Annotated in this window: 15 protein-coding genes, 1 pseudogene and 2 other annotated features; of the genes and pseudogenes, 9 read left to right on the top strand and 7 right to left on the bottom strand. The window is 69.5% G+C overall.

Annotated features, from left to right (window positions below; genetic code table 11):
• Positions 1-341 precede the first annotated feature (341 nt).
• Positions 342-477 (bottom strand) — a sequence feature (16S ribosomal RNA rRNA prediction is too short).
• Between the two features lie 8 nt (positions 478-485).
• Positions 486-673 (bottom strand) — a sequence feature (16S ribosomal RNA rRNA prediction is too short).
• Positions 674-843: 170 nt separating this feature from the next.
• Positions 844-1293 (top strand): PTS glucose transporter subunit IIA, encoded by a 450-nt coding sequence (locus EAO75_RS25025; protein WP_147997275.1) that lies wholly within the window; start codon positions 844-846, stop codon positions 1291-1293.
• A gap of 82 nt (positions 1294-1375) precedes the next feature.
• Complete coding sequence (gene ptsP, locus EAO75_RS25020; RefSeq protein WP_147997274.1) at positions 1376-3046, top strand: phosphoenolpyruvate--protein phosphotransferase; 1671 nt, start codon at positions 1376-1378, stop codon at positions 3044-3046.
• Between the two features lie 79 nt (positions 3047-3125).
• Here ptsP and EAO75_RS25015 read toward each other — a convergent pair whose 3' ends face one another.
• The gene (locus tag EAO75_RS25015; RefSeq protein WP_147997273.1) at positions 3126-4019 is read right to left on the bottom strand and encodes a hypothetical protein; all 894 of its coding nucleotides are present in this window, start codon (positions 4017-4019) and stop codon (positions 3126-3128) included.
• A gap of 184 nt (positions 4020-4203) precedes the next feature.
• Positions 4204-6171, bottom strand: coding sequence for an acetoacetate--CoA ligase (locus tag EAO75_RS25010; RefSeq protein WP_147997272.1), 1968 nt, complete (start codon positions 6169-6171; stop codon positions 4204-4206).
• A 212-nt stretch (positions 6172-6383) separates the two neighbouring features.
• Between EAO75_RS25010 and EAO75_RS25005 the strand changes: the two genes are divergently transcribed.
• Positions 6384-8762 carry a TIM-barrel domain-containing protein gene (locus EAO75_RS25005; RefSeq protein WP_147997271.1) on the top strand — a complete coding sequence of 793 codons (2379 nt, stop codon included), beginning with the start codon at positions 6384-6386 and terminating at the stop codon, positions 8760-8762.
• Here EAO75_RS25005 and EAO75_RS25000 read toward each other — a convergent pair.
• Together EAO75_RS25000 and EAO75_RS24995 are read right to left on the bottom strand one after the other, a co-directional pair.
• Positions 8753-9289 (bottom strand): NUDIX domain-containing protein, encoded by a 537-nt coding sequence (locus tag EAO75_RS25000; RefSeq protein WP_147997270.1) that lies wholly within the window; start codon positions 9287-9289, stop codon positions 8753-8755. The genes EAO75_RS25005 and EAO75_RS25000 overlap by 10 nt on opposite strands.
• Positions 9290-9336: 47 nt before the next feature.
• Positions 9337-10146: a M15 family metallopeptidase gene (locus tag EAO75_RS24995; RefSeq protein ID WP_147997269.1), complete on the bottom strand. Its 810-nt coding sequence runs from the start codon at positions 10144-10146 to the stop codon at positions 9337-9339.
• A gap of 168 nt (positions 10147-10314) precedes the next feature.
• Between EAO75_RS24995 and EAO75_RS24990 the strand changes: the two genes are divergently transcribed.
• The 6 genes and pseudogenes from EAO75_RS24990 (at position 10315) to glpK (ending at position 16804) form a co-directional block, all read left to right on the top strand.
• Positions 10315-10740 (top strand): Zn-ribbon domain-containing OB-fold protein, encoded by a 426-nt coding sequence (locus EAO75_RS24990; protein WP_147997268.1) that lies wholly within the window; start codon positions 10315-10317, stop codon positions 10738-10740.
• Positions 10737-11360 carry a beta-ketoacyl synthase N-terminal-like domain-containing protein gene (locus EAO75_RS47585; RefSeq protein WP_147997267.1) on the top strand — a complete coding sequence of 208 codons (624 nt, stop codon included), beginning with the start codon at positions 10737-10739 and terminating at the stop codon, positions 11358-11360. The genes EAO75_RS24990 and EAO75_RS47585 overlap by 4 nt, the downstream gene beginning before the upstream one ends.
• Positions 11312-12226 (top strand): annotated as a pseudogene (locus tag EAO75_RS24980) (lipid-transfer protein); the annotation flags it as partial. The gene EAO75_RS47585 and the pseudogene EAO75_RS24980, both read left to right, overlap by 49 nt.
• Positions 12227-12393: 167 nt before the next feature.
• Positions 12394-14043 carry a GGDEF domain-containing protein gene (locus tag EAO75_RS24975; protein WP_147997266.1) on the top strand — a complete coding sequence of 550 codons (1650 nt, stop codon included), beginning with the start codon at positions 12394-12396 and terminating at the stop codon, positions 14041-14043.
• A gap of 501 nt (positions 14044-14544) precedes the next feature.
• Positions 14545-15270, top strand: coding sequence for an MIP/aquaporin family protein (locus EAO75_RS24970; RefSeq protein ID WP_147997265.1), 726 nt, complete (start codon positions 14545-14547; stop codon positions 15268-15270).
• 22 nt (positions 15271-15292) lie between these two features.
• Positions 15293-16804, top strand: coding sequence for a glycerol kinase GlpK (glpK, locus tag EAO75_RS24965; protein ID WP_147997264.1), 1512 nt, complete (start codon positions 15293-15295; stop codon positions 16802-16804).
• Positions 16805-16929: 125 nt separating this feature from the next.
• Here the strand turns inward: glpK and EAO75_RS24960 are convergent, their stop codons facing one another.
• The 3 genes from EAO75_RS24960 to EAO75_RS24950 are packed head-to-tail and all read right to left on the bottom strand — an operon-like array spanning position 16930 to position 21586.
• Positions 16930-17535 (bottom strand): GTP-binding protein, encoded by a 606-nt coding sequence (locus tag EAO75_RS24960; protein ID WP_147997263.1) that lies wholly within the window; start codon positions 17533-17535, stop codon positions 16930-16932.
• Positions 17516-21166, bottom strand: a complete 3651-nt coding sequence (locus tag EAO75_RS24955; RefSeq protein ID WP_147997262.1) for a hydantoinase B/oxoprolinase family protein — start codon at positions 21164-21166, stop codon at positions 17516-17518. The genes EAO75_RS24960 and EAO75_RS24955 overlap by 20 nt, the downstream gene beginning before the upstream one ends.
• A 24-nt stretch (positions 21167-21190) precedes the next feature.
• The gene (locus EAO75_RS24950; RefSeq protein WP_147997261.1) at positions 21191-21586 is read right to left on the bottom strand and encodes a DUF742 domain-containing protein; all 396 of its coding nucleotides are present in this window, start codon (positions 21584-21586) and stop codon (positions 21191-21193) included.
• Between the last annotated feature and the right edge of the window lie 7 nt (positions 21587-21593).

The raw sequence follows: 21593 nt of genomic DNA, 5'->3' as shown, positions 1-21593 counted from the left end.
TGCGCCCTTAAAAACTTGGCCACAGATGCTCGCGTCCACTGTGCAGTTCTCAAACAACGACCAGTACACCGTCACACACCACTCTCGTGGTGCTACACCGGCGCCGGCAACTGAAGGCAGCCTTACGGCCGTGCCCTCAGACACCCAACAACGTGCCCGGCACACTTCCCGCTCCCCTCAACGTTCCACGCTCCGAAGAGCAGTACTAGAAGGAGAAGACGATCAAGTGTGCCGAATAATCAACGTTCCACCCATGAGCAACCACCGTCGAACGTYTGCCGACGTAGTGGCCTCTGACCAACCGAAGTTGGTAAGAAGTGCTCCTTAGAAAGGAGGTGATCCAGCCGCACCTTCCGGTACGGCTACCTTGTTACGACTTCGTCCCAATCGCCAGTCCCACCTTCGACAGCTCCCTCCCACAAGGGGTTGGGCCACCGGCTTCGGGTGTTACCGACTTTCGTGWCGTGACGGGCGGTGTGTACAAGGCCCGGGAACGTATTCACCGCAGCAATGCTGATCTGCGATTACTAGCAACTCCGACTTCATGGGGTCGAGTTGCAGACCCCAATCCGAACTGAGACCGGCTTTTTGAGATTCGCTCCACCTCACGGCCGCCGGGTTCCAGCGCACGATGCCCTGACCACGGGTCACGGTGTCGCCCTTGTTCACGAGCAGATCGAAGCCCTCGCCGTCGAGCACGTGCAAATCGATTTACGGTATGGTCTAGACCACTCTGGAGTGCCCACACAGAACCGGCACTTCATGTGACATACCCTGCTGAACAGTGCCGTCCGGCACAGGCAGCGACGGCCCATAACGATCTCCACCCCTGGGAGGTTTCCCATGACCAACGTGACGTCCCCACTGGCAGGACGCGCCGTCGGACTGGCGTCCGTACCGGATCCCGTCTTCTCCGGGGCCATGGTCGGCCCGGGCACCGCGATCGACCCCGTGCGTGAGCCCTCCGAGGCCGTGTCACCCGTGGACGGGGTCATCGTCTCTCTCCACCCGCATGCCTTCGTCGTTGTCGACGAACAGGGGCATGGGGTGCTCACCCACCTCGGTATCGACACCGTGCAGCTCAACGGCGAGGGCTTCGATCTGCTCGTGAACAAGGGCGACACCGTGACCCGTGGTCAGGGCATCGTGCGCTGGAACCCGGCGGCCGTAGAGGCAGCCGGCAAGTCCCCGGTGTGCCCGATCGTGGCGCTCGAGGCCACGGCCGAGGCCCTCTCCGATCTGCGTGACAACGGCGATGTGAAGGCCGGCGACAGCCTCTTCACCTGGAAGTGACTTCGCTCCCGTCGTATGACGGCGAGTAGGGACGACAACCACCCGCGGCGGCGGGACCCGCCGCACTATCGGAGACGGTGAGATGGAGACAACGCTGCGAGGCGTCGGCGTGAGCCACGGTGTGGCCATCGGCGAGGTTCGGCACATGGGAACGGCGGTCCTCGAGCCGCCTGCCAAGCAGATTCCGGCCGAGGACGCGGAGCGTGAACAGGGGCGCGCCCGCCAGGCGGTGGAAGCTGTGGCAGCCGACCTGATGGCACGTGGCAATCTGGCGGGGGGCGAAGCCCAGGCGGTGCTCGAGGCGCAGGCCATGATGGCTCAGGATCCCGAGCTGATGGCGGACGTGGACCGTCGTATCGCTGTGGGAAGCACGGCCGAGCGTGCCGTGTACGACGCCTTCGCCGCGTATCGCGAGCTGCTGGCCGGTGCCGGTGAGTACCTTGCCGGTCGCGTGGCGGACCTCGACGATGTGCGGAATCGTATCGTCGCTCGCCTGCTCGGGGTCCCGATGCCGGGTGTCCCGGACAGCGACGAGCCCTATGTCCTCGTGGCGCGCGACCTGGCCCCGGCCGACACGGCGTTGCTGGACCCGACCCTCGTGCTCGGCTTTGTCACCGAGGAGGGCGGGCCGACCAGCCACAGCGCGATTCTGGCGAGGGCGCTCGGTGTGCCGGCGGTGGTCGCGCTGCCGGGTGCCGGTGAACTCGCCGAGGGCACGGTCATCGCGGTCGACGGCAGCACCGGCGACATCTTCGTGAACCCGAGCGCCGAGAAGAAGGCGGAGCTCCAGGCCGCTGCTGCCGAGCGCAAGGCCGCGCTCGCGGCGTCGACGGGGCCGGGTGCCACCGCCGACGGCCACAAGGTGCCGCTGCTGGCGAACGTCGGCGGACCGTCGGACGTTCCGGCCGCCGTCGAGGCGGGTGCCGAGGGCGTCGGTCTGTTCCGTACCGAGTTCCTCTTCCTCGACGACAGCAAGAAGGCACCGTCGGAGGAGAAGCAGGTCGAGGCCTATCGGAAGGTTCTCGAGGCCTTCCCCGAGGGTCGGGTAGTCGTGCGGGTCCTGGACGCGGGTGCGGACAAGCCGCTGGACTTCCTGACGCCGGCCGATGAGCCGAACCCTGCGCTGGGTGTCCGTGGTCTGCGGACGCTGCTGGACCACCCCGACGTGCTGCGCACTCAGCTGACGGCGCTCGCGAAGGCGGCGGAGGGGCTGCCCGTCTACCTCGAGGTGATGGCCCCGATGGTGGCGGACCGTGCCGACGCCAAGGCGTTCGCGGACGCGTGCCGTGCGGCTGGGCTGCAGGCCAAGTTCGGCGCAATGGTGGAGATCCCGTCGGCCGCGCTGCGGGCGCGTTCGATCCTTCAGGAGGTCGAGTTCCTGTCCTTGGGGACGAACGACCTCGCGCAGTACACCTTCGCCGCGGACCGTCAGGTGGGTGCGGTGTCCCGCCTTCAGGACCCGTGGCAGCCCGCGCTGCTCGACCTGGTCGCGCTGTCCGCGGAGGCGGCGAAGGCCGAGGGCAAGAGCTGTGGTGTCTGCGGTGAGGCCGCGTCCGACCCGCTGCTTGCGTGTGTGCTGACCGGCCTGGGTGTCACCTCCCTGTCCATGGGTTCGGCGTCCATTCCTTATGTGCGTGCGACGCTGGCGAAGTACACGCTGGCGCAGTGTGAGCGTGCCGCTGCGGCCGCTCGGGCGGCGGACAGCGCCGAGGAGGCGCGCAACGCCGCTCAGGCGGTTCTGTCCGGCGAATAGGGCGAGTAATTCGGACTGCACGGCAACACGCAGTTTGTGTGGGGCGCTCCACCTGTGAGTGGGGCGCCCCTCCTGCGTTTCAGTGGTGATGTCCAGGTGGCGCCTGCGTGCCTCCGAGGTCCGGAGGCACGCAGTAGTCGACACCCGATTCCGGGGAGATCAGGTCTCCGGAATCGATGTCGGTGCAGTAGGCGTCGAAGACCTCGCCCGCGGTGAGGGGTTCCAGTCCATCCCCGCGCAGGCGCCATCCGTAGATGCGGTCGGTTGTGCCGGGCGCGCTGGTCCGCATCACGAGTCCGCCGGGGCTCCGGGTGGCGAGTCCGAGGGCGAGAACGGTGGTGAACTCCAGGGCTTCGGCCTCGTCGAGGTGTGCCGCACCTTGGTCGTCCTCGTCGGCATGCAGGACCGAGACGAGGCTTTCCGGGGGTCCGGTGACACTGCAGACGAGGTGCCGGCTGCCCGGTGGGGCCGTGTCGAGGATCCGTACGAGGAGGTCGGCGGCGCGGGTGAAGGCCGCACGACCGATGTCCTCGCCGCAGGTCGCGCAGGTGCCGAGGCGTGCCAGGAGGATCGAGGCGTACTCCCACGTGGCTTGTCGGACGGCTTCGTCGACGAGGACCGGGACGACATCCGACAGCGGCCGGCCGTCGTAGGGGATGGTGGGCCCGGTGGTCGCGAGTTCGGCTGTGAAGCGTGTGCGGCTCGACGGGGCGTCGGGGTCGAGGCCGGTTTCCGCGCAGAACTCCGCGTACTCCTGCGGGTCGAAGAGGGCGATCGTCGTATGGCTGCCTTGGGAGGCACGGGTCCTGAGGAGTGCCTCCACCTGTTCCAGATAGATCTTGTGGTCGTCGAAGGTGAAGCTGCGGTAGCACCGCATCGCACGGAAGTCGTGCTCGTCGGTGAGCAGGCCGATCGTGCCGGCGATCTCGCGGCGCAGGACGCGTCGCATCGTCAGGTGGTCGGTGTGTGCCATGTTTCCCCCTTGTGCGCAGTCGATCAATGCTCACTCACAGTAACCGTCGGCACTGACAACGGCGTCAGGGTGAGGTGCACATCGATCCGAGCGGGACGCATTCGCGCAGGTCGGGGGATGGTTTTCGGTGCGGTCGGCCTCGGGCTTCGCCCGGGTGCGGTGGGTCCGAAGCCGCTCGGGTCGGTCAGGCGCGCTTGCGGGCGATCTCCTCGTAGAAGTGGAGGAGGTCGAGGTTGTCGATGGAGCCCGGGTTGACCGCTTTGTCCAGGGGTGTGCCCTGGAGGAGGCGCTTGACGGGGACCTCGATGYGCTTGCCGGTGAGGGTGTGCGGGACCCCGGGGACTTCGATGATCTCGTCGGGGACGTGGCGTGGTGAGAGCTGTTCGCGGATGGTCCGCTTGATGCGGTTCAGGAGGGTCTCGTCGAGCACGGCGCCCGGGGCAAGGTGTACGAACAGGGGCATCCAGTAGCCGCCGTCGGGCTGTTCGACGCCGATGACGAGGGATTCCTTGATTTCGGGGAGGCGCTCCACGGCTTCGTAGATGTCGGCCGACCCCATGCGGACGCCTTGGCGGTTGAGGGTCGAGTCGGAGCGGCCGTGGATGACGACGGACCCGCGTGAGGTGATGGTGATCCAGTCGCCGTGACGCCATACGCCGGGGTAGGTGTCGAAGTAGCTGTCGTGGTACCGGCTGCCGTCGGCGTCGTTCCAGAAGTGGATCGGCATGGACGGCATGGGGTTGGTGACCACGAGCTCCCCGACCTCGTCGATGACGGGGTTGCCGCTGGGGTCCCAGGACTGGAGGTCGGTGCCGAGGCCGGGGGCCTGGAGTTCACCGACGTACACGGGCAGGGTGGGCACGGCTCCGGCGAAGCAGGAGCAGACGTCCGTGCCGCCGCTGACGGAGGCGATCCAGAGGTCGTCGCGGACCTCGTCGTGCAGCCAGCGGAAGCCGTCGGGCGGCAGGGGGGATCCGGTGGTGGCGACGCACTGCACCTTGCTGAGGTCGAAGTCGCGCGCGGGGTGCACGTCGGCCTTGCGGCAGGCCATGACGTAGGCGGCCGAGGTGCCATAGAGGGTGGCTTCGGTGCGTTCGGCGATCCGCCACTGGGCTCCGGTGTCGGGATAGCCCGGGCTGCCGTCGTAGAGGACGATCGTGGTGCCGGTGAGGAGGCCGGAGACGAGGAAGTTCCACATCATCCAGCCGGTCGAGGTGTACCAGAAGAAGCGGTCGTCGGGGCCCAGGTCGCAGTGCAGGCCGAGTTGTTTGAGGTGCTCGACGAGGATGCCGCCCTGGGACTGGACGATGGCCTTGGGGAGGCCGGTCGTGCCGGAGGAGTAGAGCACCCAGAGGGGGTGGTCGAAGGGGACCTGCTCGAAGACGGGTTCCTCGTCGGCGCCTGTCAGGGCCGACCATTCCAGGGCGCCCTCGGGGGCCTCGGTGCCGAGGACCGGAATGTGCACCACCGCTCGCAGGGTCGGCAGTTCGCGGCGCAGTTCGGCGACGGTGTCTCGGCGGTCGTGCTCCTTGCCGCCGTAGCGGTAGCCGTCGACGGTGAACAGGACGACCGGTTCGACCTGCTGGAAGCGGTCGAGGACGCTGCGGGCGCCGAAGTCGGGGGCGCACGAGGTCCAGACGCCGCCGACGGCGGCCGTGGCGAGGAGGGCCACGACGGCTTGCGGGATGTTCGGGAGGTAGCCGCTGACGCGGTCTCCGGGGCGTACGCCGAGGGCGCGCAGCTCGGCGGCGAGGGAGCCCACCTGGCGGCGCAGCTCGGACCAGGTGACGGGGCGGGGCTCGTGGGATTCGTCGACGTGGAGGAGCGCGGGTTCGTCGGCGCGGGTCGTGGCGGCGCGCAGGGCGTGCTCTGCGTAGTTCAGGGTCGCGCCGGGGAACCATTGGGCGCCGGGCATCGAGCGGTCGCCCAGCACGCGCGCGTAGGGGGTGGAGAAGCGTACGTCGAACCACTCCGTGACGGCTTTCCAGAACGTTTCCAGCTCGTCGACCGACCAGCGGTGCAGGGCCGTGTAGCCGCCCTCGGAAGGGGCACCATGGTTCTCGGCGGCCCAGGCCTGGAACTGGGTGACCTGGGCTCGGGCGATGCGCTGCGGATCTGGCTGCCACAGCGGCTGGGGGTTCACGATCGACATGGGGCGGCTCCCGGACTGTGCGCGTCGTGTGCGTCTTCCACGCACGGCGGGGGTGTGCGCGTGACGCGGATGACACGGACGATGCCATGTGATCGACTTCTACACCAGGGTCCGCCCCACATAGTCCGTGTCGTGAAGATGTGGTCCCGGCACGGGTGAACGGCAGTTGAACGGCACGCGCGCGTGGGGCGGTGAATGGCAGGCTGAGCAGCATGGACGGTCGTGACCTGGTGCGTTCGATGAAGGCGGTCGGTTCTGTGGGGGCGGCCCAGGGGTTGCGTACCGTACGAGCGGCGTGGCGCAGGAGGCGTGCGGACGCCGTGGGGCTGCCGCCCCGGGGTGCCGAGCGCGCCCGTGTGCCCGGGCCCGTGCAGGAGGTGCGGCCCGGTCCGGGCGGCGGTGTCCTGCGGTTCAGCCGGTCCGAGCTGCGGGTGAGCGTGACGGTGAACGGGGCCGTCTTCTGGGGCTGGGACGGGGCCGCTCCCGAGCCGTCGTACGCGCTCGCGGGCCGCTGTCCGGAACCGGATCCCCGGGCTGTCCTGGAGCCCGACAAGGACGGTGGCTGGCGGGTCGTGGCCGAGCGGGTGACCGTCGTCATCTCGCGGCACGGCGCCGTGGAGGTGAAGACGCCCGGTGGTGTGACGCTGCGGCGTGATCTGCCGCCGCGTTGGTGGGAGCCGGTCGCCGGCGGGCCTGCGCGGTGGATGCAGCGGTCGGAGGTGACGGCGGACGCGCGGTTCTTCGGGCTCGGAGGGCGGGCGTCGGGTCCCCGGCTCAGGGACGGTACGTACCGGCTGTGGAATACCGACCCCGGGCGTCCGTTCGGTCCCGGCGACGATCCGCTGTACATCACCATGCCGGTGCAGTTGGTCGTGGCCGACGCAGCGACGCATCTGGTGTTCCACGACACCTCGTGGGACGGCACCGTGACGCTGCGGGAGGGCGAGGAAGGCGCCGGTTCCGGCCATGACCGGGCGGGGGCGAGCGAACTGCGGATGGACGGCGGTCCGTTGCGCTGCTGGGTGATGGTGGGCACTCCCGCGCGCGTGCTGCTCGTCTGGGCGTCCTTGACCGGTGCGGCGGCGCTGCCGCCCGCGTGGGCGCTGGGGCACCATCACGCGCGGTGGGGGTTCGGCAGCGAGCAGGAGGTGCGGCGGATTGTTGCGGGTTACCAGGAGCGGAACCTGCCGCTGGACGCGGTCCATCTGGACATCGACCACTACGACGAGCACCAGGTGTTCACGGTCGACCATGAGGCCTTCCCCAAACTGCCGCAGCTCGCCGAGGACTTGCGGCGGGACGGGATCCGCCTGGTGTCGATCGTGGACCCGGCGGTGAAGGACGCGCCGGGCAATGCCGTGTACGACAGCGGCACGGCCGAGGACGCGTTCGTGCGGGACGCCTCGGGTGAACTCGTGCGGGGCGTCGTCTGGCCCGGGGAGGCGGTCTTCCCCGACTTCACGCACGCGCGCGTGCGGCGGTGGTGGGGTGGGCTGTACGAGGAGCGGCTGGCGCAGGGTTTCGCGGGTTTCTGGCATGACATGAACGAGCCGACCTCGTTCACCGCCTTCGGGGAGTCGACACTGCCGCGTTCGGCCAGGCACAGTCTGGATGGGCGCGACGGCGACCACAGGGAGGCGCACAACCTCTACGGCCTGTGCATGGCCAGGGCGGGCTACGAGGGGCTGCGTGAACTGGCGCCCGAGCAGCGGCCCTTCGTCTTCTCGCGCTCCGGATGGGCCGGCATGCAGCGCTACGGCGGCACCTGGTCGGGGGACGTGGCCACGGGCTGGCCCGGGCTGCGGGCTTCGCTGTCGCTGGTCATGGGGCTCGGGCTGTGCGGTGTGCCGTACTCGGGGCCGGACGTGGGCGGCTTCGACGGGAGTCCTTCGCCGGAGCTGTATCTGCGGTGGTTCCAGTTGGCCGCGTATCTGCCGCTGTTCCGTACGCACGCGAGCCTGCGGGCGGGGCGCAGGGAGCCGTGGGAGTTCGGGCCCGAGGTTTTGGAGCACGCGCGCGTGGCGCTCGTCGAGCGTCGGAGGCTGCTGCCGTACTTCATGACGCTGGCGCATCTGGCCCGGCGCACGGGGGCGCCGTATGTGCGTCCGCTGTGGTGGTCGGCGCCCGAGGACCGGACGCTGCGCGACTGCGAGGACGCCTTCCTGCTCGGCGACTGCCTGCTGGTGGCGCCGGTGCTGGACCCGGGCGCCGACCGGCGTGCGGTGCAGCTGCCACGCGGGCGTTGGTACGACACGGCGACGGAACGGGCGTACGAAGGGCCGGGGCAGGTTCTCGTCGACGCGCCCATGTCGCGGATCCCGGTGCTTGTGCGCTCGGGCGCCGTCGTCCCCGTGCGGGGGGACGACGGCGGGCTTGAACTGGAGGTGTGGGCGCCGGCCCGGGGACGGACCGGGGGCGGGCTGGTGGTGCCGGACGCGGGTGACGGCTGGGACGAGCCGGAGATCGAGCGTTACGTCACCCGCTGGGACGGCAACAAGGTGGTCGTCGAGCTGGACCACGACGACGGCGTGATTCCGTCACTCCGTCCGGTGCGCGTACGCGGGCTCGGCGGGCGTGGGGCTCAGATGTAGCGGCCCTCGAAGAAGGCCCGCGCGGCCAGGGTGTGCAGCGGGAAGGCAAGCTCCTCCGGCCTGCGCAGGAGGTGCCAGCCCTCGGTCTCGTCGGTGGCGGCCGACGTCGGCAGGCGGTCGGCGGGCCGCTCCGGCAGAAGGCCGAACAGCAGCAGGTGCCCGTCCGGGGAGCTCATTGCGTCGACGAGGCGTACGTCGCGGCCGGCCGCGTCGATGCCGGTCTCTTCGTGGAGTTCGCGGACGACGGCCTGCCGCCAGTCCTCGCGGTCGTCGATGTAGCCGCCGGGGAGGGCGATGCCTCCGCGCGCGGGGGCGATGGTTCGGGTGACGACGACCAGGGCGGTGCCCTGCGTGTCGTACACGGGCTGGAGTGCGATGGCCACCGGCAGCGGATTGCGGTAGGCCACGGCGCCGCACACCGGGCAGGTGCGCGGCCAGCCGGAGACGCCCTCTCCGTAGGGCGCGCCGCAGCTCGAACAGTGTGAGCCCGCTGCGGAGTTGGGGGCGGAGGCTTGAGATTCGGACACGCGGCGGACTGTATCCGATCAGTGGAAGGACATCTTCCGGGGGTCGGTCACTCGTGCTTCGTAAGGGATTTCGAGGACACGGGGAAGTCGAAGAAGGTGTCCGGGTAGGGCTCCGGCTTGTACGTGTAGTGCCACCACTCCTCGGCGAGGTTCACGAATCCGAGGGCTTCCAGGGTGCTCTTGAGGAGCAGCCGGTTGGCGCGTTGTTCGCCCTGGATGCGCGGGTCGAGGGTGAGGGAGAGGGTGTCGAAGCAGTCGAAGCCGGTGCCCATGTCGACGGAGTTGTCGGGGAAGCGCTCGCCCTTGGGGGCATAGCAGGGCACCAGGGGCTCTCCGGGGAGGTACGGCCTGGTCGGCTTGGCCGGCAGCTTGACGATGGTCAGGTCCATGGTCGAGCCGCGGCTGTGGCCGGATTTCTCCGCGATGTAGCCGTCCAGGAACAGTCGGGTCTTGTCGACGTTCGGGTAGAACTCGTCCTTCATGGCCTCGTCGTCGAGGTCCTCCGCCCAGCGCACGAAGTGGTCGACGGCGCGCTGCGGGCGGTAGCAGTCGTACACCTTGAGCGTGTAGCCCTGGCGCAGCAGTCGCTGCTGGGCCTTGTGGAGCGCTTGGGCGGCGGGGCGGGTGAGGATGCACAGGGGCTGGCGGTAGCCGTCGATGCGCTCGCCGACGAAGTTGTGCGGGGTGAAGTACCGCATCTCCTGGACGATGGTGGGGTCCACGGTTCTCAGCGCGACGAAGTCCTTCGGCGCCTTGGGCTCGGTCTTCGCCTGGGCGGTCGCGGGGGCGACGGTCACGGCGAGCAGCGTGGCAAGCGTGACGGCCAGTCGCCGTGCCGTGGTCGAGAGTCGTGTCATGTCTCCTGCATCTATCAGGTGTGCGGTCCGGCGGGGAAGCGATCGGGCACGGTTCCTTCTGAAGACGGACATGACGCCCTGCCGCTGTGCGGTCGACCGTGGCACACTCTTCTGACGCTTCGTCAGATCTGTTGCCCGGGAGGGGATATGCCACGCACGCGTACGCCTGTGGTCGACGGGTGGTTCGCCGGCGAAGGGGAGGACTTCCGGCTCATCGGCACCCGCTGCTCTGCGTGTACCTCGGTCTTCTTTCCGCGTGAGGACGCCCACTGTCGCAACCCGGGCTGCGCAGGCGGTGACCTGGAAGAAGTCCCTCTTTCCCGGCGCGGGCGTGTCTGGTCCTTCACGGACAGCCGGTATCGCCCTCCGTCACCCTATGTGACCGATCTGGAACTTCCGTGGGAGCCGTACACGTTGGTCGCTGTGGAACTGGAATCCGAGTGCCTCGTGCTGCTGGGACAGGCAGTTCCAGGGGTCACCGTCGCCGATCTGACGGTGGGCATGGAGGTGGAGGTCGTTCCCGGCGTGCTCCATGAGGACGCGGAGACGATCTGGACGACCTGGCAGTGGCGGCCGACGGGGGTGACGGCATGACGGACGACGTGGCGGTGCTCGGCGCGGGGATGCATCCGTGGGGCAAGTGGGGACGCAACTTCGTGGAGTACGGGGCGGTGGCGGCCCGCGCGGCACTGGCGGACGCGGGACTGGAGTGGCGGGACATCGGGTCGATCGTCGGCGCGGACACCGTGCGAGGCGGCTATCCGGGGTATGTGGCCGGGGCGACGTTCGCGAAGGCGCTCGGCTGGCAGGGTGCCCGCGTCACGAGCGTGTACGCGGCGTGCGCGTCGGGGGCGCAGGCCGTCAACACCGCGCGGGCGCAGATACTTTCGGGGCTCGCGGACGTGGTGCTCGTAGTAGGTGCCGATGCGGCACCGAAGGGCTTCTTCCGGCCGGCCGGCGGCGAGCGGCCCGACGATCCGGACTGGCTGCGCTTCCGCGTCCTGGGTGCGACGAATCCGACCTACTTCGGGCTTTACGCGCGTCGACGGATGGCCGTGCACGGGGACACACGCGAGGACTTCGCTCAGGTCAAGGTGAAGAACTCCGCTGTGGGCGCACTCAATCCCCACGCGCGCTATCGCAAGCCGGTCACCGCCGAGGAGGTCCCGCGCGGGCGCAGATACTTTCGGGGCTCGCGGACGTGGTGCTCGTAGTAGGTGCCGATGCGGCACCGAAGGGCTTCTTCCGGCCGGCCGGCGGCGAGCGGCCCGACGATCCGGACTGGCTGCGCTTCCGCGTCCTGGGTGCGACGAATCCGACCTACTTCGGGCTTTACGCGCGTCGACGGATGGCCGTGCACGGGGACACACGCGAGGACTTCGCTCAGGTCAAGGTGAAGAACTCCGCTGTGGGCGCACTCAATCCCCACGCGCGCTATCGCAAGCCGGTCACCGCCGAGGAGGTCGCCGCCTCCGCCGTGGTCGCCGATCCCCTGCGACTGCTGGACATCTGCGCCACGTCGGACGGAGGTGCGGCGCTCGTGCTGGCCGGGATGGGCTTCGCGCGTCGGCAGGGGGTCGCGAATCCGGTGCGGATCCGGGCGGTCTCCACGGTGACGCCGCGCTACCCGAACACCGTCCTGGACCTGCCCGACATGGCGACGGACTCCGCCGTGGCGGTGCGACCGGCGGACGAGACATTCCGGGAGTCGATCGCGCGCGCGGCCTACGAGGAGGCGGGAGTCGGCCCCGAGGACCTCTCGTTCGCAGAGGTCTACGACCTGTCCACCGCGCTGGAGTTGCAGTGGTACGAGGATCTTGGACTGTGCGGCAAGGGAGAGGCCGCGAAGCTGCTGAGGGAGGGTACGACGGCACTGGGGGGACGGATACCCGTGAACGCGAGCGGTGGCCTGGCCTCCTTCGGCGAGGCGGTCCCGGCCCAGGCCATAGCCCAGGTATGCGAACTCACCTGGCAGTTGAGGGACGCTGCGGGCGACCGGCAGGTCCACGGGGCCCGGGTGGGCATGGCTGCGAACCAGGGGCTGTTCGGGCATGGATCGGCGGTGGTCGCGGTGCGCTGAGCGCGGCCGTGCGACAGGCCCGCGGAGGCGGTCGTAAGGACGCCGCACCGCCCCCGCGCCGCCCACTGCGATCAGCATTTATCTACGCTGCGTGAGCAGCCGGGAATCCTGCGTGAACGTCTTATGAACTGGGCTCGGGCGTACTCCGGCGGCGCCATCATGCTGCCGTGCACTCCTGGACGGATACTCTCCGCTTCGCTTTCCAACCGGTGGTCAATCTGACGACCGGTGGAGTCGCAGGGCTGGAGATACTCGCCCGCCCGGAGACCGGTGACGTCCTGGCCGAGGCGCGCCGCGATCCCGAACTCGACGGCCAGCTCGCCGTGTTGGCGTTCCGTGCGGCGGCTCGCAAGGAGACACTGCTCCCCCTGTACGTCAACGTGTTCGCCGGCACCCTCGCCGACCTCGGTGGGCTGACACCGCTGCACGACGCCGTCCGCGCGGCCCGGCGGCTGCCGTGGGAGGTCACGATCGACATCGGTCCGCCCTACACCCACGTGCCCCAGCAGGCGCTTTTGGAGGCGGTCGGCGCCCTCCGGGACCAGGGGTTCCGGATCAGTGCGGACGGCGTGGGCGACGGAGACATCCCGCTGCGGTTACTGACGGACCTGACGCCGGAGCTGGTGAAGCTCGACGCCTCGCTGCTGGCCCGGCCGGCGGCGATCGGGGCGATGCGGGCGCTGTGCGAGCAGCTGGGAGCGCTCGTGTGCGTCGAGGGTGTGGAGACGGAACTCCAGTGTGCGGCCGCGCGCTCTGCGGGTGCACAGCTCGCCCAGGGCGAACTGTTCGCTCCGCCGGCGCGGCTGCCCGCGGCGGAGGTATACGTTCCGCCGCGCACGCCCGGACTGGGGGTGACGCCTCCTTCGGGGCCCTCGGTGCGGGAGTTCGTCCGGCCGGCCGCGTTGCTGCCCGCCACCGCGTCGGCGGGGCAGGTGCGGGCGCTGCTGACCGGGTCGCCGGACGTGTCCGGGGTGCTGCTGGTGGACATACACGGTGTCCCGGTCCGGTCGGTGCATCGTTCCCGGTTCCTGCTGTCGATGTCGGGCCGCTACGGCCACGCCCTGTACGCCGACCGGCCCGCGGCCAAGCTCGGTGATCCACCGCGCACGGTGGGTGTCGACGCCACCGCGTGGGAGGTACTGGACGTGGTCGCGGACGGCGGCCGGGACCGCACCTCGGACGATGTGGCCGTGGTCGACCGGTTCGGCCGCTGCGTGGGCGTCGTACGGCTCGCGGACCTCGTTCGGGCACTCGCCGAGACCCGGGTCGAGGAGGCCGCCGGGCTCAACCCGCTGACCCGGCTGCCCGGTTCGGACGCGATCACCGGTGAGGTGGACCGGCGGATCGCCGACGGCCGCAGGTTCGCACTGAGCTGGCTGGACGTGGACCACTTCAAGCAGGTCAACGATGGCGCCGGCTTCGCTGCGGGCGACGAGCTGATCCGGTCGGTCGGACGGGCGCTTCAGCACGCGGCCACGGACAGCACCCGCGTCGGCCACATCGGCGGCGACGACTTCCTCGTGCTCGCGGACCCTGAGGGGCTGAATCCGGTGGCCGTCTCCATGCTGGACGCTGCCTGGTCGGCGGGCGGACGTCCCGTCACGCTGTCTCTGGCGACGGTCCTGTGCGAGCCCGGCAGTGTGACGGACCATCGGCAGGCGGCCTCCTGTCTGGCGCCGTTGAAGAAGGCCGCGAAGTCACTGAGTGGGGCGAGCTGGGTGCTGGGGCGCGCGGGGCTGCCGGGGCACGAGATTCTTCGCGGGGCGGAGGTGACACCCGCGGCCGGGTGCGCGGTGGCGGAGCCCGGCAGGGGGTGAGACGATTTTCCACGAGATCGGCGGTGGCCGAAAGGCATCCGTGGGCCTCAGCACAACAGAGCACAACAATGGTCCTCGACCCCTGCAGGATCCAGCGGGAACTGGCCCGCCCGCCGGCATCGGCAGGGCCTCGGTGTCCCGTCCCTGTCCCTACCCACTTCCAAGTCGGCGTGCCCGGAGCACGGTCGGCGTGGGCCCGTGACCCGTCGGCACGCCCCGAACCGTTGGCGTCGGCGACCTTGACGCCCCCTGGACGCCGGTGAACACTTCCCGGTGTCAGCCGACATCGCCGTACATTTTCGGCGTATCCACGCACTGCGCCGCACGGTTCCGCCTGTGCCAAGGCCTCCCCCACGGGCGATTCCGGCTGCGACGGCACGCTCGTCACGGATGCCGGGCGGGGCTCGGGGCCCTCCCTGCCTTCGGCTGAAGTCGCCATGGGAAACGCACCCCGCACGAAGAACCGGGGCCGATCGTCCCGGCCAGGGCCTAGGAGCAGCCATGAGCAACGGAGACATCTTCCTCGGTGAGCTAATCGGCACCGCGATCCTGATCCTCTTCGGGGCCGGAGTCGTCGCCGCCGTCGTACTGAACTACTCGAAGGCGAAGGACGGGGGCTGGATCGTCATCGCCTTCGGCTGGGGATTCGGCGTGATGGCCGGCGCGTACACCGCGGCACCGCTGTCCGGCGGACAGCTCAACCCGGCCGTGACCATCGGGATCGCCATCGACACCGGGGACTGGGACAAGGTCCACATCTACATCGCCGGCCAGATAGTCGGCGCGATGCTCGGTGCCGTGCTGTGCTGGCTGGTCTACTTCGCGCAGTTCCAGGCCAACGCCGACAAGGAGATCGCCCAGCCAACGCTCGGGATCTTCTCGACCGCACCAGCGATCCGCAATCCCGTGGCGAACCTCATCACCGAGATCATCGCGACGATCGCGCTGGTGCTGCCGATCCTGGCGTTCGGCCTGACCAAGGGCCTCGGCCTGTCGGGCACAGGGATCCTGATCGTCTCGTTCCTGGTGGTCGGCATCGGTCTGTCGCTCGGTGGTCCCACGGGGTACGCCATCAACCCGGCCCGTGACCTGGGCCCCCGCATCATCCACGCCCTGCTCCCGATTCCCAACAAGGGCACCTCGGACTGGAGTTACTCGTGGATCCCGGTGGTGGGACCGCTGATCGGCGGGGTGCTGTCCGGGGTCATCTTCAACGCAGCGTTCTGAACGAATCGACGAAGGGGACGTCATGACGGACAAGTTCGTCGCCGCAATCGACCAGGGCACGACCTCAAGCCGTTGCATCATCTTCAACCAGGACGGCGCGATCGTGGCCGTCGACCAGCGCGAGCACCGCCAGATCTTCCCCAAGCCCGGCTGGGTGGAGCACGACGCCACGGAGATCTGGTCCAAGGTGCAGGCGGTGGTCGCCGGGGCGATCGCGAAGGCCGGACTGCGCACTGACCAGATCAGCGCGCTCGGCATCACCAACCAGCGCGAGACCACGGTTCTGTGGGACCGCGCGACGGGCCTGCCGGTGCACAACGCGATCGTGTGGCAGGACACGCGTACCGCGGCACTGTGCAACCAGCTCGGTGGCTCGGACGGGCAGGATCGATTCCGCGAGCAGACCGGACTGCCACTGGCCAGCTACTTCTCCGGTCCCAAGGCAGCCTGGCTGCTCGACAACGTACCCGGCCTCAGGGCCCGCGCCGAGCGAGGCGAGATCGCGTTSKGCACCATCGACTCCTGGCTGATCTGGAACCTCACCGGCGGCACGGACGGTGGGCAGCACGTGACCGACGTGACGAACGCCGGGCGCACCATGCTGATGAACCTGGGGACCCTCCAGTGGGACCCCTCGATCCTGTCCGCCATGAACGTGCCCGAGGCCATCCTTCCGGAGATCAGGTCCTCCGCAGAGGTGTACGGGACCGCCGTCGGCCAACTGGCCGGAGTGCCGGTCGCCTCGGCGCTGGGCGACCAGCAGGCGGCCATCTTCGGGCAGGCCTGCTACGACGTCGGCACCGCGAAGAACACCTACGGCACGGGCAGCTTCCTGCTGCTCAACACGGGCAACCGGCCGGTGCCGTCGAAGAGCGGGCTGCTGACGACGATGGGCTACAAGATCGGCAGCGAGGCGCCCGTGTACTGCCTGGAAGGGGCAATAGCCATAACGGGCGCGCTGGTCCAGTGGTTCCGCGACCAGCTCGGCATCATCCGCACCGCCGACGAGATCGAGCCACTTGCGGCGAGCGTCGAGGACAACGGCGGCGCGTACATCGTGCCCGCCTTCTCCGGCTTGTTCGCCCCGTACTGGCGTTCCGACGCGCGCGGGGTGGTCACCGGCCTGACGCGGTACGTGACCAAGGCACACCTCGCCCGCGCGGTGCTGGAGGCGACGAGCTGGCAGACGCGCGAGGTCGTGGACGCCATGTTCCAGGACTCCGGGGTCCAGATCACGACCCTGAAGGTGGACGGCGGCATGACGAAGAACAACCTGCTCATGCAGCACCAGGCGGACGTGCTCGACGTGCCGGTGATCCGGCCCAAGATCTCCGAGACGACCTGCCTGGGTGCCGCGTACGCGGCGGGCCTGGCCACCGGCGTGTGGAACGACCTGGACGAGCTCAAGGCGCACTGGGCGAAGGACGTCGAGTGGACGCCGACCATGACCGCCCCGGAGCGTGACCGCGAGTATCACAACTGGCGCAAGGCGGTGGAGAAGAGCTTCGGCTGGGAGGAGGACGGCGAGAACTGAGCGAGGTTCCGGATCTGAGAACGATCCACGCGTGCGTGCGTCCCACGTGAGCCACGCGCGCGTGCCCATGGCCCACGGCTCGTACCCCGGTCGGCGGGGGTACGGGCCGTGTCCGTACCCGGGCTTCAGGTGGTGACGGTCTCGCGGCGGTCCGCCTGATAGGCCATCGCGTGCTGGACGACGCCGATGAGGATCTCCTTGACGGACTCCCGGTCGCGGGCGTCGCACAGCAGCACCGGTACGTCGGCGTCGAGGTCGAGGGCCTGCCGGATGTCCTGCGCCGGGTAACGGGCGGCTCCCTCGAAGCAGTTGACGCCGACGATGAAGGGTATGGAGCGCCGCTCGAAGTAGTCGACGGCAGCGAAGCAGTCCTCCAGGCGCCGCGTGTCGGCGAGGACGACTGCGCCGAGCGCGCCCTCCGACAGCTCGTCCCACATGAACCAGAACCGCTCCTGGCCGGGCGTGCCGAAGAGGTACAGGACCAGGTCCTCGCGCAGGGTGATGCGTCCGAAGTCCATGGCCACGGTGGTGGTGCGCTTGCCCTCGATGCCGCTCGTGTCGTCGACCGGGCGTCCGGCCTCGGTGAGCAGTTCCTCGGTGCGCAGTGGCCTGATCTCGCTGACCGCGCCGACGAGGGTGGTCTTGCCCACGCCGAAGCCGCCGGCCACCAGGATCTTGAGCGTGACGGGCTCGACCGGAGGCTTCCCGCGCTCAGAACGCCCGAAGATCATCGATCTCTTCTCCTGCTTGATGGGGGTCGCGCGACGGTGGGCCGTAGCCTCCGCCGCCGGGGGTTTCGATGACGAGTACGTCGCCGGGGCCGACGTCCGCAGAGTCGCTTCCGCCAAGTGCGGTGACCGTGCCGTCCGCGTGTTCGACGCGGTTGGCTCCCAGCGCACCGGGTTCTCCGCCCGCCATGCCGTAGGGCGGGACCCGGCGGTGCTGGGACAGCGTGGAGACGGTCATGGGCTCGTGGAACCGGATGCGGCGTACGGCGCCGTCCCCGCCGTGCCAGCGCCCGGCGCCGCCGCTGCCGAGTCGTACGGCGAACTCGTCGAGTCGGACGGGCAGCCGCCACTCCAGCACTTCGGGGTCGGTGAGCCGTGAGTTGGTCATGTGGGTCTGGACGACGGGGGCGCCGGGAAACCCGTCGCCCGCGCCGGATCCGGAGGCCACGGTCTCGTAGTACTGGTGGCGCTCGTTGCCGAAGGTGACGTTGTTCATGGTGCCGGAGCCCTCGGCCTGGATGCCGAGGGCTGCGTAGAGGGCGCCGGTGATCGCCTGGGAGGTCTCCACGTTGCCCGCGACGACCGCGGCTGGCGGTTGCGGGGCGAGCATGGAACCGGACGGCACGACGATGTCGAGGGGGCGCAGGCAGCCGTCGTTGAGGGGGATGTCGTCGGCGACCAGGGTGCGGAAGACGTAAAGGACCGCCGCGTTGACGACCGAGAAGGGTGCGTTGAAGTTGGTGGCCAGCTGCGGTGACGTGCCGGTGAAGTCGACGGTGGCGGTGCGGCCCGCGCGGTCCACGCGCACGCGTACCCGGATCACGGCGCCGGAGTCGGTCTCGTAGGCGTATTCGCCGTCGTCGAGGGCGTCGATGACCCGGCGTACCGCTTCCTCGGCGTTGTCCTGGACATGCCGCATATACGCCTGGACGACGTCGAGGCCGAAGTTCTCGATCATGCGGGCGACTTCGTCGACGCCCTTCTGGTTGGCCGCGATCTGGGCGCGCAGGTCGGCGAGGTTGGTCTTGGGGTTGCGCGAGGGGTAGGGCGCCTCGGTGAGCAGGCGGAGGGTCTCCTCCTCGCGGAAGCGGCCGTCTTCGGCGAGCAGCCAGTTGTCGAAGAGGATTCCCTCCTCGTCGATGGTGCTGCTGTTCGCGGGCATGGAGCCGGGCGCGATGCCGCCGATCTCGGCGTGGTGGCCGCGTGAGGCGACGTAGAAGAGGATCTCCGGCTCACCCTCCGTGTTCGCCGCGCTTCCTGCGTCGAAGACCGGGGTGATCACGGTGACGTCGGGCAGGTGGGTGCCGCCGTGGTAGGGGTCGTTGACGGCGTAGGTGTCGCCGGGGCGCATCCGGGAGCCGCGGCGCCGGATGACTTCCTTGACGCTCGTGCCCATGGAGCCCAGGTGGACGGGGATGTGGGGGGCGTTGGCCACCAGGTTTCCGTCCGGGTCGAAGAGCGCGCAGGAGAAGTCCAGGCGTTCCTTGATGTTGACGGACTGGGCCGTGGATTCGAGGCGGGCGCCCATCTGTTCGGCGATGGACGTGAAGAGATTGTTGAAGACCTCGAGCAGAACCGGGTCGGCTTTCGTGTCGAGTTCGGAACTCTCCGTAATCGCCGCGCGTTCCATGACCAGATGCCCGTCGTCGGTCGCCACGGCTTGCCAGCCGTCGTCCACGACGGTCGTCGCGCCGGCCTCGGTGACGATCGCCGGGCCGGTGACGGTTTCGCCGGGAGGGAGGAACTCGCGGCGGTGCAGGGGCACGTCGCGCCAGGTGCCGCCGGTGTGGAGGCGGACGGTTCCCGGTGCGGCCGGGCTGCCTTCGGGGGCGGCCTCGTAGGGGGCGAGAGCGGAGAGATCGGGGGGTTCGGTGATGCCGGTGGCTTCGACGGAGAGCGCTTCGACGACGATCGGGCGGTCGAGTGTGAAGGAGTACGTGGCGCGATGACGTTCTTCGAAGGCGCGCCGCATCGCGTCGGGCTCGGTGAGTTCGACGGTGAGGGTGGTGTCGGTGCCGTCGTAACGGAGTTGGGCGCGTCGAGTGATCCTGACGCGGTCCTCGGGGACGTCCTCGTCGAGGAGTTCGGCGCGGGCGGCGGATTCGAGGTCGTCGGCCGTCTTCAGGACGCCGGGCATCGAGGCGGCGTCCAGAGGGACTTCCACGGACTGCTCGCGCATGGCCGTCGTGTCGGCGAGACCGATGCCGAGCGCGGAGAGGACGCCGGCCATGGGCGGCACGAGGACGGTGCGGATGCCGAGCGAGTCGGCGACCATGCACGCGTGCTGGCCACCCGCGCCACCGAAGGTGGTGAGCGCGTAGCGGGTGACGTCGTGGCCCTTCTGGACGGAGATCCGCTTCACGGCGTTGGCGATGTTGGCGACCGCGATCTGAAGGTAGCCCTCGGCCACCTGCTCGGGCGTGCGGTCATCGCCGGTCTGCTCACGGATCTCGCGGGCGAGGGCGGTGAAGCGGTCACGGACGAGGGCGTCGTCGAGGGGCTGGTCGCCCTCGGGGCCGAACACCTGGGGAAAGTGGGCGGGTTGGATGCGGCCCAGCATGACGTTGGCGTCGGTCACGGTGAGCGGACCGCCGCCCCGGTAGCAGGCGGGTCCTGGATCCGCGCCCGCCGAGTCCGGCCCTACGCGGTAGCGGGAGCCGTCGAAGTGGAGGACCGAGCCGCCGCCGGCGGCGACGGTGTGGATGTCCAGCATGGGGGCGCGCAGCCGGACTCCGGCGATCTGAGTGGTGAAGACGCGTTCGTACTCGCCAGCGAAGTGCGAGACATCGGTGGAGGTGCCGCCCATGTCGAAGCCGATGACCCGGTCGAACCCGGCGAGCTGCGACATGCGGGCCATGCCGACGATGCCGCCGGCGGGCCCGGACAGGATGGCGTCCTTGCCGCGGAACTGCCCGGCTTCGGCGAGACCGCCGTTCGACTGCATGAACATCAGCCGCACGCCTTCGAGTTGGTCGGCGACATGGTGGACGTAGCGGCGCAGCACGGGCGACAGGTAGGCGTCGACGACGGCGGTGTCCCCGCGCGGGACGAGTTTCATCAGCGGGCTGACCTCGCTGGACAGCGAGATCTGCGGGAAGCCGATGCGGTCGGCGAGCGCGCCGACGGCCTGTTCGTGCGCGGGGTGGAGGTGGCTGTGCATGCACACCACGGCGACCGCGCGGATCCCGTCGTCGTACGCCTCCTGGAGAGGGCCGGCGAGGGCGTCCAGGTCGGGAGTGTGCAGGACGGTGCCGTCGGCGGCGATGCGCTCGTCGACCTCGACGACCCGCTCGTACAGCAGCTCGGGCAGCTCGATGCGGCGGGCGAAGATCAGGGGGCGGTTCTGGTAGGCGATGCGCAGGGCGTCGCGGAAGCCGCCGGTGATCACCAGCAGGGTGCGCTCCCCCTTGCGCTCGAGGAGGGCGTTCGTGGCGACCGTCGTGCCCATGCGGACGGCCTCGATGGGGTCCGGGGAGCCGTCCAGCAGCTCGCGTACGCCCGCCACGGCCGCGTCGGAGTACCGCGCCGGATTCTCCGACAGGAGCTTGTGCGTCAGCAGGCGGCCGTCCGGGCGTCGCGCGACGATGTCCGTGAAGGTGCCGCCACGGTCGACCCAGAACTGCCAGCCTGTCACGTCACTACCCCGCTTCCGCGCCGCTCACAGCGCCCGCAGGCCGTTGATCACGTCGCGCAGAATACTCTCGTCCACCAGCTCGGCAGGCGGTACTGGCCGGTTCACATGGACGAATTCCCCGTCCACGAGATCCCCGATGAGGACGCGTACGACTCCGATGGGCAGATCGAGCTCAGCGGAGAGTTCGGCGACGGACTGCGGGGCGTCACGGCACAGCCCGACGATGTCCACGTGTTCCGGGGACAGCGTCGAGTCGGCGTCCGGATCGTCCGCGTGCGATTGCGCGACGACCACCGCGATCAGGTCGAGGCGGTGCTGGGCCGCACTGCTGGTGCGGCCGCGTGTCATGGCGTACGGACGGACGACCGGCCCGGCCTCGTCGTCGAACCAGTGGCTTCTTCCCTGACCGTCAGCGCTCATGCCATCC

The organism is Streptomyces sp. UW30, assembly GCF_008042075.1.
In the GTDB taxonomy this organism is placed as follows: domain Bacteria; phylum Actinomycetota; class Actinomycetes; order Streptomycetales; family Streptomycetaceae; genus Streptomyces.
The sequence above is the reverse complement of the archived record's forward strand: the minus strand, read 5'-3'. Positions and strand labels throughout refer to the sequence as shown.

Coding starts and splice junctions, on each gene's coding strand:
- EAO75_RS25025 (WP_147997275.1), top strand. CDS start 844: ATGACCAACGTGACGTCCCCACTGGCAGGACGCGCCGTCGGACTGGCG.
- EAO75_RS24970 (WP_147997265.1), top strand. CDS start 14,545: ATGAGCAACGGAGACATCTTCCTCGGTGAGCTAATCGGCACCGCGATC.
- EAO75_RS24950 (WP_147997261.1), bottom strand. CDS start 21,586: ATGAGCGCTGACGGTCAGGGAAGAAGCCACTGGTTCGACGACGAGGCC.
- ptsP (WP_147997274.1), top strand. CDS start 1,376: ATGGAGACAACGCTGCGAGGCGTCGGCGTGAGCCACGGTGTGGCCATC.
- EAO75_RS24960 (WP_147997263.1), bottom strand. CDS start 17,535: ATGATCTTCGGGCGTTCTGAGCGCGGGAAGCCTCCGGTCGAGCCCGTC.
- EAO75_RS47585 (WP_147997267.1), top strand. CDS start 10,737: ATGACGGACGACGTGGCGGTGCTCGGCGCGGGGATGCATCCGTGGGGC.
- EAO75_RS25015 (WP_147997273.1), bottom strand. CDS start 4,019: ATGGCACACACCGACCACCTGACGATGCGACGCGTCCTGCGCCGCGAG.
- EAO75_RS25005 (WP_147997271.1), top strand. CDS start 6,384: ATGGACGGTCGTGACCTGGTGCGTTCGATGAAGGCGGTCGGTTCTGTG.
- EAO75_RS24995 (WP_147997269.1), bottom strand. CDS start 10,146: ATGACACGACTCTCGACCACGGCACGGCGACTGGCCGTCACGCTTGCC.